A 15261-nucleotide genomic window follows, 5' to 3' on the forward strand; every position below is an offset into this window, starting at 1 on the left:
GCGCCTCCTACACGTAGAAGTAGTAATAGAAGTGGAAGAACAGCGGCGCGGTGTAGATCAGTGAATCGAGTCGATCCAAAATGCCACCGTGTCCGGGCAGCAATTTGCCGGAATCCTTCACACCAAAATCGCGCTTGATCGCCGACATCACAACATCGCCGCAAAAACCGCTTGCACCAATAATTAGCCCAGCACCTAGCGAGTGGAGATAACTCATCGGTGTCAGCAGTGGGCCAAGAATCACAGCCAGCAACATGGTGGTAAGGATGCCACCCAGCAAACCGGCCAGCGTCTTATTCGGGCTGACTTTGGGCGTTACTCGAATCCTGCCCAGCGATTTTCCCCACAGATACTGGGCAATATCATTCAGCTCAGTCAGCGCAACGAGGAAGAACACCAGCAGCGCACCGGCGCTGGCATCCGTACCGGGTAAGGTCATCAGGTAGGCAACGTGGCTCAGAGCGAACACGGTGGTCATCATGCCCCAGTGCATCACCGACGCAGAGTGCAGAAAACCTTTGGTATCACCGGCAATCACCATGCGAGCGGGCAGGAACAGGAAGACATAAACCGGGATAAAAATGATGAACATGCCGTACCAGGCCATGCCGGTCCAGAGATATTGCACCGGGATAGCGGCATACATCCACAGCAGCGGCATACTGTCAGAACGCCGCGTGGGTGCTAGCGTCAGATACTCTTTTAACGACAGGAAGCTGATGAAGCCGAAAAAGGTTAGCGCCAGCCACTTCGGCGACAGCATTGCTAACGAGAACAGGCAGATAATCACCCACCAGCTATTAACGCGCTGCTGCAATTCCAGCCAGTTGCGTTGTGGGCGGCACTTTCTCAGCACAAAAATAATCAGCGTCGCCAGCATGAGAACGCCGAAGATACCGCCCAGGCAGTAATAAAGCAGGTGTCTGGAATCAGCCATTTTTCACCTCCATCGCATTGCGACAGCGATTCAGGCAGGTCCAGCACAGCAACAGGGTGGCAAGGACAAACACTGCGTTAGCGTAGGCGATAGACTGCGGCCACAGCGCAATCACCAGGCCAAGAGCACCAAAGATAAATGCGCGGTCACTTTTGCCTAACGGGCCACGGTAGCTACGGATGCCGTTCAGCGTCTGGCACATCACACCGCAAAATTCGCTCAGCCAGGAAAGCAGCACGACCAGCACAACCCACCAGGCAGAGATGCCAGTAACAAAGGCAAAAGCGAGGTAGAGTGCGGCGTCGGAGATAATGTCACCCACCTCGTTGAGGATTGCCCCGAGGGTGGATTGATGATGGAATTCGCGGGCTAACATGCCATCAATGGCGTTTAACGCCATGCGGAAAAACAGGAAAACGGGCAGGGTGATAAAAAAGCGTGGATCGGGGAAACGCATCAACAATGCGCCCAGTACTACAGAGGTGAGCATGGCAAACAAGGTTACCTGGTTGGCAGTGATACCCTGCGCATGTAACCTGACGACCAGCGGTCTTAATAAATGTTGAAACTTCGGTTTTATATTGTATAGCGTCACTTTGTGGCTCCTGCCGTTAAATTGAATAGTTACTTCAATAATTCCAAATTCAGGGTGTTATCCCTTACTTCAATCGTGCGTGGTGAATCCGCATCAAGCTCCTCACGGCTCAGCACCCGTTTCCATGTACCGCGCTCCCGGTCCGGTTGGCGGAACAAGCCCACGACTGCGACAAACTGCGCCTGCTTCTCCATTGGCATATCGAGGCTGACGCTTTGTCCCGGCATGACGCTGAGTTGCCGCTGCGCCACCAGGCTCTCTTTCAGCACCCAATCCGGCTGTGCCAACAGGCTGCTGTATTCGGCGTTATCGAAACGTTGACGCGTGCTGAGCTGTAAAATATTCAGGCGTAAAGGCATCGACTGCTGGGCGTCGTCCTGATTAATCGCCGTACGCGCAGTGAAGGTCAGGTGCAGGGTGTTGACCTGGCGATAAAACACGGCATCAGCAATGCTTGCTGTTCCCTGTTTGGTTTTTTGCCACGCTCCACAACTGCCCAGCAACGTTGCCGCGAGGATAATCAGCAATACATGGGCGAAACGAACCCTCATTGTTCGCCTCCCTGATACGCATCTTCATTCTGCGTAGCGGAAATAAATATCCGCGCAGGCATGCGGAAGCCGCGCAACTTGAGTAGCGCTAGCGGGCCACTGCCGAGTTCCGTGCGAATCTGATAGTTGAGTGCCAGCCCGTCTGGCGTCGGCCAGGCAACACGATAGATGTTGTTCCCCAGATTGGTGATGCGGGCTTTATCCAGCAGGCGGATCAGGCCCCAGCTTCCAGGGTGATCGGCATAAATACGGGTTCCGGTATGGGTGCTGCGCCAGGTTAGCGTGGTTTGCGGTTGCCAGCGGTTGTCAGGCCAGTTCAGCGTTTGCCAACTCTCTTCCTGGTTAAAATATTGCAGCTTCTGGCGATCCACCGTCAGCTCTGATTCCACCACGTCGCGGGAAGGTTTTGCCATCATCTGAAAATGCAGTTCCACATCTCCCCGGACAAATGCGGTGTTCGCGATGTGCGTCAGTTTATTCAGCGCATTCAGAAAAGCAGGATCAAACGTCAGTCCCTGGCTGTTCATGGCATCCGGCACCCAGCGATCGCCTTCGAGCCGCAACAGGCCAGCGAGGCGACTGTTAACGAACTGCGCGATACGTCCGGTGTCGGTACGCATAAACTGCGCCAAATGCGGTAAAGAGACGTCGCTTTGTCGGTTAGCAAACGGATAGCGGTCGGCAAACGATTGATCCCACGGCGTTACAATATCGTTCTGCCACTGGCTGTTAATGCTTTCAGCAGTGGGGCTAAGCACTTGCTCCCACGCCTGCACCATCGGCTCGACAAATATCGCCTGACCAAACCCGCTCCACTCCTGTCCGAGGCTGGCAGCAATCAGACTGCCGTAATCGCGGGTGTCAGTGAGATCAACGGCTTTGCCCTGAAACACCGTCAATGCTAACGACTGCATCATGGCCTGTGGATCCGGCGCGTTGGTGACCTGCTGCAGCCGCAGACGAACACGGGTAATACGCGTCAGGAAGGTTGGCAGGCTGAGGCTATCTTTAGCCGCTGCGCCGGTATCGGTTAGCGCCAGCAAAGGTCCAAAATAGTCATCCATTGGGCCACGTGCACCTTGTGGTCTGGCGATGGCCTGGGTTTTGTCACTGCTGAGCAAATTCTTTGCAGAGCTCACCAGCGAATCGGTAAGATTACCGCCAGTTTGCCCCGTCCGGCCTTGCACATTCAGCGTGTTCATCAGTGCAATCAGAGGTGACTGGCGTATGTCGGCCAGCAGGGTTAACTGTTCAATCGATTCTGACAGGCTCTCCGCCCGCTGCCATTGCAGGCTGTTGAGGAATTTAAGCCAGGCTCCGGCGTAATCGGAGAAATAGCGATCTGTCAGCCGCGCTTGCAACGTATCCGCAGAGACATCAATATTGCTGGCCGTTTTGTTATCACTCAGCACCCAATCGATTTCATCGCGACGCACTTTCGCCGCTTGCTCAATCGCAGGCTCTACTGCCTCTTCCCACGCTTTACGGGTAAAGACGCCGGGCACGGTTTCATCGGTATTGAACAACCTGCTGCTGTCGGTGCCGCTGACCATCTCACTGAGCGTCATATCAGCATAATCACGGGACACCTGCTCAATGAGCTGCTGATAGCGTGAGGTCTCCGCATTGCTGGCACCAATCTGACGCAGCAGCGCTGAGCGCATACTGCTGACCAGTCGCATATCCGGTTGTAACTGCCACTCTGGGTGCGCAGGCAGATTCGTCATCATAAAGGCCAGCATAGCGCCGCCATTGTTGCGCCAGCTTGCGTCCGGAATGCCATCACGCCGTTGCCAGACCTTCATTACCGTGGCGCTGAAAAACGCCGGATCGGATTGTTCGGGATGTGCCAGCATCAGGTACGCTTTCAGCAGGTCATACATGCTTTTGGCCTCATCGGCCCGCAGCGGGCTATCGGGCGGCAGGTTACGCCAGCCGCTCATCAGCGTAGCCAGGCGCTTGACGGAGGCATCACGCAGCAGCGGCATGGCCGCCTGCTGCCATTGCTGCCACAGCGAATTCAACAGTGCGTCATTCTGGCTGAGGCCAAAACGCAGATACCAGGGCGCACCATATTGCTGACGATGCTGCAGACGCTCGATCTCTCTCTGCAACTCGCGCAAGGCTGAAAGTTGCTGCTGCAGCGGCTGACGGAAATCTGTTGCGGCGGCGGCAAGGTGCTGATCTGCCTGTATAAGGCGCATATTGGCAATCCAGGAAAACACCAGGCAGGCCATCCACATCACCAGCAGGCAGGAGCAGAGCGTCAGCACCGTTTTCCGCCATGAGGCACCGTTAGTTAGCGGCCTGCGCCAGCGTAGCGCCAGTAAATCCCGCCAGGCTTTTCCCGGCTGCCAGGCATTTCGCAATGAAGCGCTTCCGGTGATCTCCGGCTGGCTGAGCACGACTCCCGCCAGCGGCAGCGCTCTTGCGCCTGTGGAGAGCTGTGACAAGGTTCGTGTCAGGCGTTCCGCGCCACCGCTGCGCAGCACGTGCGCCAGTTCCAGTAAAAAACTGTGCTGGCGATTTTGCTCAATCTGCTGCATGCCGCGCTCAACCAACTGGTGCTGAAGATCATCCAGTGACTGACGGTAATCGTGCGCACTATCACTTTGCGCAATGGTAAATCCGATCCCCTGCGCGGGGGCATTATGCAGAGAGGGCGCGTGAATCTCCCACAGCCATAGTGGGATATCCTGGCCCAACAGGTTGTAGCGCTTCTGCATCTGGCGAGCCGTGGTATCCAGCACATCCTGAGTCATTTCCGCCTCTGCGTTCACTACCCACACCACCGCATCGGCCAGATGGCGGCGAATTTTGCGTAACGCCCGCAGCTGCGCGGGTAGCGGATCTTCCTGCGGACTGCCGTGCCAGAGCAGCAAGGTATGATGCCCCTCAAGCCAGTGTTGAGTTGTCAGGCCGGGAATACTCCGTTCAACCAGATGCTCATCGCCGACCACCAGCAGAATGCGTACCCGGCTGCGCCAGCGCCACCGATACTGGTAGCGCATATGGGTAATGATCTCCTGCACCCACTGATTCTTGGCAGGGTGCTGTTTCTGCGAATCAGTTGCGCCTGTTGCTTCACGCGCGTTGAGTCGCACCAGCCCGCGCCAGGCGAGAATAAACAGTGGACAGAACCACACCAGCGCCAGCCAGACCATCAATGACCAGAAAGCAATCTGGCGCGGCAGAGCTTCCGGCAGATCAACGCTGCTGCCTGCGAAGTAATAGAGCCCTGCGCCAGTCAGCACCAGCAGGGTGACAGCAAGCAAGTATCCTGAAACCAGCCAGAACAGCGAGTGCCGGGGATTAGTGCGGGAGGTTTCCACGGGGAATACAAACTCCTGTAATGTATTGAGATTCCATTTCTGCGGCGATCCAGCCGCAGGACTGGCCGTTGAGCGCCGAGAGCAGCGCCAGCGACCGTAACGTAAACGGTGTGATTTGCCCGGCATGGCCGATCCACGGGGCAAGTACGTGATCCAGCGCGGACCAGCCGCCCTCCAGCAACGCTTCCATGGCGGGGGCATCTGCCGCGATCACCGTATCCGGCGTATCACTTAATCCGGCATAACGGGAAAGCTGTGCGACGGCCAGAGTGGCCGTTTCACCCAACGCCGGTTGCCAGCGCTCCGAGCGATGCATCAGCGCAGTCCCCTGCGCCGAGCAGAGCCAGGCAAAGGCGGCTTCCCCGGCAACCGGGGTGCAATCAGCCAATCCTTCGCCGCTTCCGGCACACAGCAGCAAAACCGGAGCAGTAGTGGCGAAGAGATCGATAACGCTATCTGCGCCATCAATTGCACTGAGTCGAAGGGTTTCCTCTGGCAACGTCATGCCCGCTGCCAGTAGCGTTTCGCGAAAGGCGAGCAGACTTGGGTCATCACCCAGCCAACAGAGATGCGTTATTGAGCGTGTATCACCTAACTGACGCACATGCGCCATCAGGCGATTGGCGAGATAAACCGCCAGCATGACAGGACGACTGCGGGCGCTGTTAAGCACCAGTGGGCAAAGCAACTGAGCGTAACCTTCTGCGTTGATGCCCGGTTGTGGAGCGTCAACTGGTTGCGACAACAGCGCCAGATGTTCCGACGCGTCGTCTCCAGCTGGCGTCACCAATAAAACGGCTTCAATCGGCAAAGCCTGGCTGCGCTTTCGCCACCAGGCATCCAGTGCCAGCGAGGTTTCTGCATAGTGCGTGCGGCTGTTATCGCTAGATTGCAGCCATACCAGCCAGCGCAGCGTCACCGCCAGCAACCAGCACAGCAGCGGCAAGACCAGCGCGCAGAACCAGAAAAGCGGCGAACGGGTCGGCTTTCCCTCCGGCCACAGCAGAATGGTGGTCATCGCAGATATAAACAGCAGCACGGGCAACGCCACCCACCAGCGCCGCCAGCGGGGCGGGTAAATGGTGGCGTAATCGGCATAAACCGGCGGTTGATTCATCCGCAGACATCCATATCGGGCAGGGAGCTGACCAGCGTGCAACCACAGGCGCATTTATGCCCATCGAGCGCCACCGCTTTACCGTTTACGGTGCTGTTGGTTGCTCCCTGAATAATGGCGGTCATGCCGTGCTCGTTGCATTTCGCTTTGTCATTGACGCAGGCCACCGGCTTGCCAAACGCGTTAAAACTGCCGCTGAGCACTTCACCACCATAAGGTTTGAGCTTATCGCCAACGCGCACCAGTTTTTTAAGTGTCATACCACTCGCGCTCCCGAGGATTTCAGCATATCGACGGCAGAGGTCATCATGGCCTGGTGCTGTGATGTGAGCATTTGCTGGCTTGCATGGGCGACTAATGTGCCCGGCTCGCGAGTGGGATTCAGTAACTGTGCTGTACCGTCCTGAAGTGGAATAGCTTTGCCAGTTGCATTGTCAATAACCGTCCAGAATGGAACGGGCTTATCTACCTTCGTGCCCGGGAAGATATTCTGCATTTCAGCGTTGCTTATGCTGCTGGATGGATAGTAGAGCGCATTATTTTTAACGCGATAGGATGTTCCATCGTGAGTAACAGGAACGCCTATCAACTGTTGGTGAATTGAAAACAAATACTGATCTTTATTGCTTTGGCTGCCGTAATAGATCGAGCGATAGAAAAAATAGCCGCCCCAGGGTTCACGTGTGCCCAGCGCAGAGTGCATAAACCAGGCGCGCGAATCGTGAATCTGATCGTCAAACAGCGCGACCACCAGCGCCATCGTTGGATCGGGTGTTACAGTGCCCTGTTTTGAGGAGAAAAGACGCGGATAAAGCCTTTCACCATCCTGCTTTATATTCCGCTGCTGCGTAATCTCATCATCAGTGTTAATCAGCCATACAATGCCTTTGGGGATTTGGTTAAGAACAAATTCACTCCAGCTTTGCGGCCTTATCTTATTCAGGTAGTCATTTTTAAATTCATCTGCGGCTTCCTGAAGTTGTTGTTTATCTATCAGTGGTTCAAAATCAGGCGGGCCCGCCTGATTTTGCATCTTTCCAGCGTCTTTAAGCGCAGGGTTCAATTTTGCCGCTTTGCGTAAGTATTCAATCTTTTGCGCCTTTTCCTCTCGCGCCTTTTTAGTCTGTTCCAGCATTTCTTTCGAATGCTGTTTAGCATTGAGATAAAAAGGTTGGCTGGCATAGCTGCCGTTAGCATAGCGACCAATACGCCATGCGGTGATCAGCCCGATTTGATCGGCAACGGCGTCGTCCAGTGATTGCGAAAGAAGATGTGGGATATAACCATCATCAATAGTGCATTGCTGGTCGAGGCTGGTCTGATCTTTTTCAGACAGGATGGTTTGTCGCCATGCATTGAAGCGCTTGACCAGGGATTTATTTATATCGAATTCCTGGAAGGTGGAAGAGGGCATTACCCTTGACGGTTTCATTAAACGTAATTCGTCAGGTATTGAGTTTTCCATCACCGTCAGAGGTGCACCTGCTGCAAATGCAGCAGCATAGAGATCATGCAGAATAATCTGCGACAACAGATTTCCCGGGTAGTTGGGGTCATCACTCTGTCCGCCCACCAGCCCTTTTCCCTGGTCGCCCGGCGGATAGCCGCCGCCGATATCCGAATGCATACCGGGGTAGATGACCTCCTGAGTGGCTGGCGGATAGCCACCGCCTGGGCGGCATACCGAGTCGAGCGGAAAGCACAGGCGCTGCTCATGGGCCGCAACAAAATGGCGACAGCATTTAATTAAATGAGGAAAGCGTTTTTCATTAGGCAGCAACTGCGTATTGTTGGCCCATCCCATATGCCCATCGACCAGAGGTGCAATATGGGCAATCCCCACGGATGGCACAGTATCCAGCAGACCTAAGAACTCAATGCTCAAAGGGATGCCGAGTATTGATTGTTCCGGTTTATTTGCACCTTTTGGGATTTCAAATAGACCTGTTAGCCAGTTCACGAAAGTACGTGCCTCTGCCGCACCACGAGAAAAACCATAGATAAACAGTTTTATCTTAAGCAACTGAGGTTTGGCGGTAGCAACCTTCGCCTTCATTTCTGTATTCAAAAATGAATAGAATGCAGCTTTACGGCTTTCAGGGTTATCAAACGGCCAGTCGGCTGCCATTCGTGAGATTTTGCTTCCTGCTTCAGAAGCGAAAATTCGTTTCTGTCCTTTTGTAATAGCGCACATAACTGCATCAGCCAACATTAGTAAAGCCCAGTTTATTCTTGCTTCACCCCCAGTGGCATAGGCAAGACCAGCGCTGCTGTAGTTCATTTCACCAATCTCTGGGAAAACAGTCCCAACACCGGGCATGTAATAGGAGAAATAACCATCATCTTCAGCAGTGGCTGGATAGGTTGCATGAAACAACTTTGCAATATTTGTTGGATGCGTTGGACTGGAATGATTGGTGTCGTTATCTTCGTTATTACCCGTTCCATCAAAAAAGAAACTGACATGGAGGCTTTGCGAGCAAGTAAAACCCGCGCCGTTACGTCGCTCAGTTTGCGCATTAAATTGTTGCAGATGCAGCTCTTCCTCTCGCTTTTGCTGCAAGTAGTTTTCGACGACCGCTTTATGGGTAACCGAAAGACGTCCGTTTTCCGGAAAATACGGTGGAGCCCAGACATTTGCTCTGGTTTTTATTTGGGACATGTTGCTGGCTCCTTCATATCCGTTGGTTCTTTAATCGGGTAAGTATCCGCACCGTAGCTAGCTATACCGGCGTAAACCTTCACCTGCTGGCAGGGTAGAAAATGCACGGTGATGCCTGCACTTTCATCATATTCAGGAATAGGCACATCAGCGCTGTACTGACGATATTTCGCTTTATGCAGAGCGTAAGCATTTTGGTCATATCCGGCCCCCTCTTTTCTCATGGGAATTTTTTCATGAGGATTAGGATCAATTTCCCACTCAATATGAACCACTAATCCTGGCCGCCATTTATCTGGGATCATGACACAACAATATCCTCCACCAGTGCCAGGCACGCGATAACCATCAACGGAGAACCAATTAATACTTTGTCCGGCAACATGGTTAATTGCCCCTAAGTTCCCACCGCTATATTCATTAGCTCCTGATTGATCGCATCCAGCCAGGATAAGTAGGCTGCTGAGCGCCGCGAACTGTGTATGAAGACGGAGCCAACGCAACGCAACGTGTAATAATTTTATTTGGGACATGTTGCTGGCTCCTCCATATTCGTTGGTTCTTTAATTGGGTAAGTATCCGCACCATAGCTGGCGATACCGGCGTAAACTTTCACCTTCTGGCAGGGCAGAAAATGCACACTCATTCCTGCACTGTTCTCATATTCAGGAATAGGCACATCAGCGCTGTACTTAATATATTTCGCTTTATGCTGAGCGTATGCCTTTTGGTCATATCCGGCTCCCTCTTTTCTCATGGGGATTTTTTCACGAGGATTGGGATCGATTTCCCACTCAATATGAACCGTTAATCCTGGCCGCCATTTATCGGGGATCATCACACAACAGGTATTGCCAGATAATGTTGCGCGATAGCCATCAACGGTGAACCAATTAACGTGTTGGCTGGCGACATGATTGTATCCTCTGATATTTCCGGCGCTGGACCCACTGGCTCCCGATTGATCACAGCCAGCTAAAATAACCACGCAGCTGAAAAAAAATGTTTTTAACAGCTTGGTTGTATGACTCATTGTCGATGCTCCGTGAATGCTAATAGATCACCCAGATACCCAGCCTGACTTGCCAGCATTGCTATCTGCAGGCATCGTGCATATTTCGCTTCTTTTGAGAAACATGGTTCGCTGGTTTTCAACATCAGCGCCTCGGCATCACTAATACATCCCATCAGTTCAACCTGCGCATCGCTAATTCGGCTCATTTCCGGGGCATCAGCAAGTTGTCGACCCGGGTTCCAGGTACCTATTTTCCACACCACCTCGTCATCACGATCTCGCCAGCCCCAGAACAGCGCAATATCGGTGAAAGCCGCCTGCTGCTCTGGCGTCAGGACGTGCTCAAGTAGCGAGGGAAATACGCGATTGTCGTAATAGCGCAGTAAACCGGTTTGCTCTTCCCAGTGAACCTGTGACAGTGCCTGCAAATGGCTACTCAGCAGGTCGAATGCCAGTGGCGATATCAGCAACGTCAATCGCGGTGTCGTGGAGAAGTGTTCCACCAGCTGTTCAAGCCAGCGCTGGTGGCTGCTGATGCTAAAATGCAATCGCATCACCAGCGGTGAATACTCTGGCGTTGCCGCTTCAGGCGTGTTCGCAAACAGCTCGAACCAGCGTAACGGCGGGTTAATCTGGTTCAGCGCCTGTTGCAGCGGCTGTGCTGTGCCAGCCTGATCAACCAGCACATCGAGATAATCCTGTCCGGCAGCAGTGCAAAGCGCGTTAGCCTGTTTCAACCATCCATTATTCATGTCCGTCATCGCTATCCCCTTGGCGCGAAAGCCAGCGCGGCTTCCTGTGCTTTTTTCAGGCACTCTTTGCACACGGATTTAGGCAGATCAGGCAGCGTTGTTTCTTCGCTGGCAGGAGAATTCCAGACATGAACGCCACGGATGCTGGTTTTACCCGGCGAATGAATTTGGATATCACCCTGCGGCGTAATCCTGATGGTTGCGCCGCCACATCCCAGCACAATGCCGTTTTTCGCGGTCAGGCGCAGTTCACCCTGAACGGTCTGGACGCTGATATCTTTCATCGCCGTCAGTCCGAGGGTGTCGCCGTGCGATTCCACCGTCAGCGGACCCTGGCCCGACACCATGCGAATCCCTTCCTGCTGCGACAGCAGGGAAATCGCCTGGCTGGCGTTGACCTGAATGCGTTTGCCACTGGCAATGCTGGTTTCCATCTGGCTTTGCAGATGCAGAGTGCTGCCTGAGTTGAGCAGAATGCTTTTGGGGCTGACAACGCCAATGCCTTCTGGCGCACTCAGCAACATGGCAGGGGATTTGAGCTGGTCGACAGCGGCCAGATAAGCCCTGAGATGCGTGACATCAGGCTGGAGATTATGGTGCGACTGAGTGATCGACTGCCAGCCGCTCATCTGGCTGATCGCACCTTTGACCAGGCTTATTGCCGGTGTCATTTCCAGCACCGGCCCGGTTGCCGTGGCCTGCTTATCAGCCGTCAGGAAAAGGCCCTTGCCGGCTCGCAGCGTACCGGTGCTGTCTGTACGCAGCTCAAACCCTTCGCCGCGCTTGCTACGTGAACTGTCGACGATATGTCCGAGTGAAAGTTGGCTCTTACCGCCAAATTCCGTCGACAGTTTGACATGTTCATATCCACGGCGATCCTCAAAGCGGAGTTTGTTGTTCGCCGGCGTCCTCAGCACATTGCGTTGATAGTTATAGAGATTGACATGATCTTCATGGCGAGAATCATGCACCGCGCAGAGAATGTAAGGTCTGTCAGGATCGCCGTTGGTGAAGGCAATCATCACCTGCGTTCCAGCTATCAGTGGAAAATGCCAGCCGTAGACATTGCCTGCATAGGGCTTCGCCAGCCGCACCGGTACACTTTCAAAACCAGACTGCCAGGATTCGTTTAGATCGAACTGAAAACGCACCCGATAGCGGCCATGTTCATCAAGTTCTGCATATTGCGCATTTTCTACCGGGCTGGTGACGCGAGCCAGCAGCGTGCCTGCAATGTGCGGCCAGCTTTTCAACGGTGGACGATAAGTGCTTTGCGGCCGAACGGGCACAGCGGTAAAGCGGATAACATAGGCGGTATCGCGCGAAATACGGGTTGATGAGGTAGACACTACCAGCAGGCCATCCGGCGCGTCTGGCCACTCTTTACCTTGTGGCGAGATCACCATGCCCGGACGGATATCCATGCCGTTGCTCATACCGTCGAAAGTGACCTGCTCGGTGATCAGGCGTTCCTGGCGACGTCTGACAAACCACTGTCCCTGTTCCGGTAGAGCCTGGTACTCCTTGCCCAGCAACTGATAGTTTTCACCATAGCGATACAGCTCTCCCGTAAGCGCCGGCTTATCAGGATCGGTTTCCGCTTGCGCCTGCATGTCATTTTGCGCATTGCGGTAATACTCATCATTGAGTCGTGTGCTGGCGGCAACGGATTGGCGATTAACGGAAATATCCCAGAGAGATTCCAGGCCGCCATCAAATAACCCTGACGGATGGCGAAAGACGATGCTTTGCTCAGCACCATAGGCCTGCGCGCTGTCACCCAGTACCAGCACATCTCGGTGGTTTTCTTCATCCCAGGTGAAGTAATAAAAGACACCAATGCGCGACAGATGACGCTCTATAAAGGCGAGATCGCTCTCCGCATATGAGATATAGAAATCGCGAATCGGATATTGAGTATTCAGGCGAAAGTGATAATCCAGCGAGGAATATTCCCAGCGTTTAAGGATATCCTCTACCGCACCCGGTACACTTTTATGCTGGTAAACGGCATAGGTCAGACTGTTTTTTAGCAGCGCAAGGCGCGATTCCAGCGTGACTACATAACGTGTTTGGTCAGCAGAGGATTTGCACTGCTGGAAAGCGGTAACTACACCGCGCAAAATGCGGGGTTCCACTGACTGCCAGGGTTGGCCGTCAGGGTAAAACAATAACTGGGCCGTGCTGTTAATCAGAATATCGGCGGGAATATCGCGAGTAGCGCTGGTGAGTTCAATACTGTACTTCCACGGCGAATTTAATGCCTCTTCACCGCTAAAACGCAGCACCGACAAAAGAATATCGGGACGCTGATTTTTCAGCGTCTGGATGCTCAGTTGATAGTGGCTGTATATTGGCGTCTTGCCAGCCGTAATCACAAAATCCTTCTTGCCCATTTACAGATTCCTTCCTGAAATTTGTTTGCCTGAAGCCTACCCTTTGACTAACAGATATTGCAGATGACCGTTCATGATGAAAGTGGCGAGAATAATGGCAACCAGCACACTGCTGCGAATAAGCCACGGAGAACGTTGCCAGAAAGATATTTTGTGTTTCGAGCGCTGAATAATTATTGCTGAGTCGGCAGATCCAATCTGCTTCGGCAATAGCGCTTTAAGCTGCTGCATCAGCAACTGGCGCTCCTCATCGTCTTCCGTTCGGTATTTTCCGGCATAACCCAAATGCAACATTCTGTAGTAGCAGCCAATGGCGGCTTGAGCTGTTGCAGGTTCACGAAGCAGATTTTTGACGCGGTGAAAGAATTGCTCACCACCAATGAGGTGCCCGAGAAAGTGCCCCTGCAAAGGTGTGCGTTTCCACCAGGCAGAGATATCAGCTTGCGGAATGGTCATGATCAGTTCGTCGAGAAAGACGCAGTGCGCAAATTTGATTTCTTCGCAGAGAGAAGCGGATGCTCCCGCTGTCGTGAGGTGATGCTGAACCTGTTGAATCGTATTGAAGCAGCGCTGGTAGAGTGCATCATCAACCGTGATGGATTGCCCATTACGGATCGCGAGCGCCAATAGCCAGGTATCCTGCATCAGCTCATCGAGAGTATTCGCTGTGATGTTGTGTTGTGAAAACGTCATGGGCACCTTCCTGGTAACGCCTGAGCATTGTTAATCCATTAATCCAATCACCGATTTCAATCGAGAAATGGCTGTTGCTCACGCTGCTTACTTAGCCGAGCAAAGGTGGACTCGCTGCCCTGAAAGAGCGATCTCCACCTACCAACGGCCCTGAGGATATTACAAGGAGTGATAGTTGATCAAACTAACAATTTGAGTTTGTGAAACAGGATTCCAATTTTAAGCAAGGATTTTCACTCGACATTACTAGTAATCCTAATGCGATTCAGTAACTGCGGTTTTTTATTTTACATTCTGATTTTGAACGAATTTTGATAATTCAATAAAGGGGAAGTCTGTTCTGCGTGAGTAATCATGCGGTGTGAAGATGTGAATGTTGAGGATGAAAATAACGATCGATGAAACGTGATTACGTTAACAGTTTTGGCAGGTTAGGGGACATTGGCAAGGTCTATAAGGTCCAGCAAAAATTTAAGGGCCTGAGGTAGATTGGTATCGCTGAAGTGCGTTGGAAATACATCCCACCACTCAACGTTGTTAAACCACTGCTGAAATATTACTGCCGTTTTAACTCGTTCTTTTTAAGCATTAACTTCTCAATCAACTCATCCAGCCCACTCTCAACCAGCATCTCCACCGCATCACTTCTCGTCGTTTCACTCAGCCTCACAACTTGATCAATCTTCCTCAAAACAGACATACGCAACGACAGCGACACCGCTTTCTTTTTCTCTTTATCCAGAAATACCCGGCTGACGGTTTCGCTCTGTTGCAGTTCAGCATTAAGTTTGAGCGCTTCATTAATATGGCGCAGGCTTTTCTTGTCGAGTTTGCCGGGTTCAGTAAGTTGGTAGCAGTGGGTGAGGCGGCTGTATTTGATCTCCGCGGACCAGGATTCACGCAGCTCTTTTAGCGCGCGCGTCAGCGTGGGTTCGGAACAGTCGAGCGAGGCGAGAATGCGGCTGGATGCGACCGGTTTGCCGCTGCTGAGCAGTGAGGCGAGCATAAATACGCGTGTCTGTCGGGTACTGAGTTGCATGGTCGATTGAGGCCTGCGTTAGTGGTCAATGGTCGGTATCGCCCTCCTGGCAAACGGTTTTCGACAGTATCAGAGGGTATTTAAATATCAGGTAAATAGGGTCCGAAAATTCCTACGTCCGGTTTGTGGTTCAGTGGTAACGCGGTGGGCATGAATGCCCACCCTGCGGGGG

At 52.9% G+C, this 15261-nt stretch carries 13 protein-coding genes; all 13 read right to left on the reverse strand.

What is annotated here, in order from left to right:
* Positions 1–7: 7 nt before the first annotated feature.
* Entirely contained in the window at positions 8–937 is a 930-nt protein-coding gene (locus ACFQW4_RS04695) for a phosphatidate cytidylyltransferase (RefSeq protein WP_377724128.1), read from the reverse strand.
* A complete protein-coding gene (locus ACFQW4_RS04700) occupies positions 930–1532 on the reverse strand; it encodes a CDP-alcohol phosphatidyltransferase family protein (RefSeq protein ID WP_377724130.1) in 603 nt (200 codons plus the stop codon). The genes ACFQW4_RS04695 and ACFQW4_RS04700 overlap by 8 nt, the downstream gene beginning before the upstream one ends.
* A gap of 29 nt (positions 1533–1561) precedes the next feature.
* Positions 1562–2083 carry a type VI secretion system lipoprotein TssJ gene (gene tssJ, locus ACFQW4_RS04705; RefSeq protein ID WP_377724132.1) on the reverse strand — a complete coding sequence of 174 codons (522 nt, stop codon included), beginning with the start codon at positions 2081–2083 and terminating at the stop codon, positions 1562–1564.
* Positions 2080–5415 (reverse strand): ImcF-related family protein, encoded by a 3336-nt coding sequence (locus tag ACFQW4_RS04710; RefSeq protein WP_377724134.1) that lies wholly within the window; start codon positions 5413–5415, stop codon positions 2080–2082. The genes tssJ and ACFQW4_RS04710 overlap by 4 nt, the downstream gene beginning before the upstream one ends.
* On the reverse strand, positions 5396–6532 hold the full coding sequence (locus ACFQW4_RS04715) for a hypothetical protein (protein WP_377724135.1): 1137 nt from the start codon (positions 6530–6532) through the stop codon (positions 5396–5398). The genes ACFQW4_RS04710 and ACFQW4_RS04715 overlap by 20 nt, the downstream gene beginning before the upstream one ends.
* Positions 6529–6792, reverse strand: coding sequence for a PAAR domain-containing protein (locus ACFQW4_RS04720; protein WP_101763290.1), 264 nt, complete (start codon positions 6790–6792; stop codon positions 6529–6531). Before ACFQW4_RS04720 ends, ACFQW4_RS04715 begins: the two co-directional genes overlap by 4 nt.
* Positions 6789–9194 carry a T6SS phospholipase effector Tle1-like catalytic domain-containing protein gene (locus ACFQW4_RS04725; protein ID WP_377724137.1) on the reverse strand — a complete coding sequence of 802 codons (2406 nt, stop codon included), beginning with the start codon at positions 9192–9194 and terminating at the stop codon, positions 6789–6791. Before ACFQW4_RS04725 ends, ACFQW4_RS04720 begins: the two co-directional genes overlap by 4 nt.
* On the reverse strand, positions 9182–9727 hold the full coding sequence (locus ACFQW4_RS04730) for a DUF3304 domain-containing protein (RefSeq protein WP_101763288.1): 546 nt from the start codon (positions 9725–9727) through the stop codon (positions 9182–9184). The genes ACFQW4_RS04725 and ACFQW4_RS04730 overlap by 13 nt, the downstream gene beginning before the upstream one ends.
* Positions 9715–10227, reverse strand: a complete 513-nt coding sequence (locus tag ACFQW4_RS04735) for a DUF3304 domain-containing protein (protein ID WP_101763287.1) — start codon at positions 10225–10227, stop codon at positions 9715–9717. The genes ACFQW4_RS04730 and ACFQW4_RS04735 overlap by 13 nt, the downstream gene beginning before the upstream one ends.
* On the reverse strand, positions 10224–10970 hold the full coding sequence (locus ACFQW4_RS04740; RefSeq protein ID WP_101763286.1) for a DUF4123 domain-containing protein: 747 nt from the start codon (positions 10968–10970) through the stop codon (positions 10224–10226). Before ACFQW4_RS04740 ends, ACFQW4_RS04735 begins: the two co-directional genes overlap by 4 nt.
* A gap of 2 nt (positions 10971–10972) precedes the next feature.
* The gene (locus ACFQW4_RS04745) at positions 10973–13357 is read right to left on the reverse strand and encodes a type VI secretion system Vgr family protein (RefSeq protein ID WP_377724141.1); all 2385 of its coding nucleotides are present in this window, start codon (positions 13355–13357) and stop codon (positions 10973–10975) included.
* Positions 13358–13393: 36 nt separating this feature from the next.
* The gene (gene tssL / locus ACFQW4_RS04750) at positions 13394–14050 is read right to left on the reverse strand and encodes a type VI secretion system protein TssL, short form (protein ID WP_377724143.1); all 657 of its coding nucleotides are present in this window, start codon (positions 14048–14050) and stop codon (positions 13394–13396) included.
* 556 nt (positions 14051–14606) lie between these two features.
* Positions 14607–15089 carry a tellurium resistance protein TerW gene (locus ACFQW4_RS04755; RefSeq protein WP_101763283.1) on the reverse strand — a complete coding sequence of 161 codons (483 nt, stop codon included), beginning with the start codon at positions 15087–15089 and terminating at the stop codon, positions 14607–14609.
* Between the last annotated feature and the right edge of the window lie 172 nt (positions 15090–15261).

Origin of the sequence: Pantoea sp. GCM10028869, assembly GCF_042666835.1 — a bacterium.
Lineage (GTDB): Bacteria > Pseudomonadota > Gammaproteobacteria > Enterobacterales > Enterobacteriaceae > Pantoea > Pantoea leporis.

Bases quoted from the DNA above. Each gene is read 5' to 3' on its own strand.
- ACFQW4_RS04695 (WP_377724128.1), bottom strand. From the start codon at position 937: ATGGCTGATTCCAGACACCTGCTTTATTACTGCCTGGGCGGTATCTTC.
- tssJ (WP_377724132.1), bottom strand. From the start codon at position 2,083: ATGAGGGTTCGTTTCGCCCATGTATTGCTGATTATCCTCGCGGCAACG.
- ACFQW4_RS04715 (WP_377724135.1), bottom strand. From the start codon at position 6,532: ATGAATCAACCGCCGGTTTATGCCGATTACGCCACCATTTACCCGCCC.
- ACFQW4_RS04720 (WP_101763290.1), bottom strand. From the start codon at position 6,792: ATGACACTTAAAAAACTGGTGCGCGTTGGCGATAAGCTCAAACCTTAT.
- ACFQW4_RS04725 (WP_377724137.1), bottom strand. From the start codon at position 9,194: ATGTCCCAAATAAAAACCAGAGCAAATGTCTGGGCTCCACCGTATTTT.
- ACFQW4_RS04730 (WP_101763288.1), bottom strand. From the start codon at position 9,727: ATGTCCCAAATAAAATTATTACACGTTGCGTTGCGTTGGCTCCGTCTT.
- ACFQW4_RS04735 (WP_101763287.1), bottom strand. From the start codon at position 10,227: ATGAGTCATACAACCAAGCTGTTAAAAACATTTTTTTTCAGCTGCGTG.
- ACFQW4_RS04740 (WP_101763286.1), bottom strand. From the start codon at position 10,970: ATGACGGACATGAATAATGGATGGTTGAAACAGGCTAACGCGCTTTGC.
- ACFQW4_RS04745 (WP_377724141.1), bottom strand. From the start codon at position 13,357: ATGGGCAAGAAGGATTTTGTGATTACGGCTGGCAAGACGCCAATATAC.
- tssL (WP_377724143.1), bottom strand. From the start codon at position 14,050: ATGACGTTTTCACAACACAACATCACAGCGAATACTCTCGATGAGCTG.
- ACFQW4_RS04755 (WP_101763283.1), bottom strand. From the start codon at position 15,089: ATGCAACTCAGTACCCGACAGACACGCGTATTTATGCTCGCCTCACTG.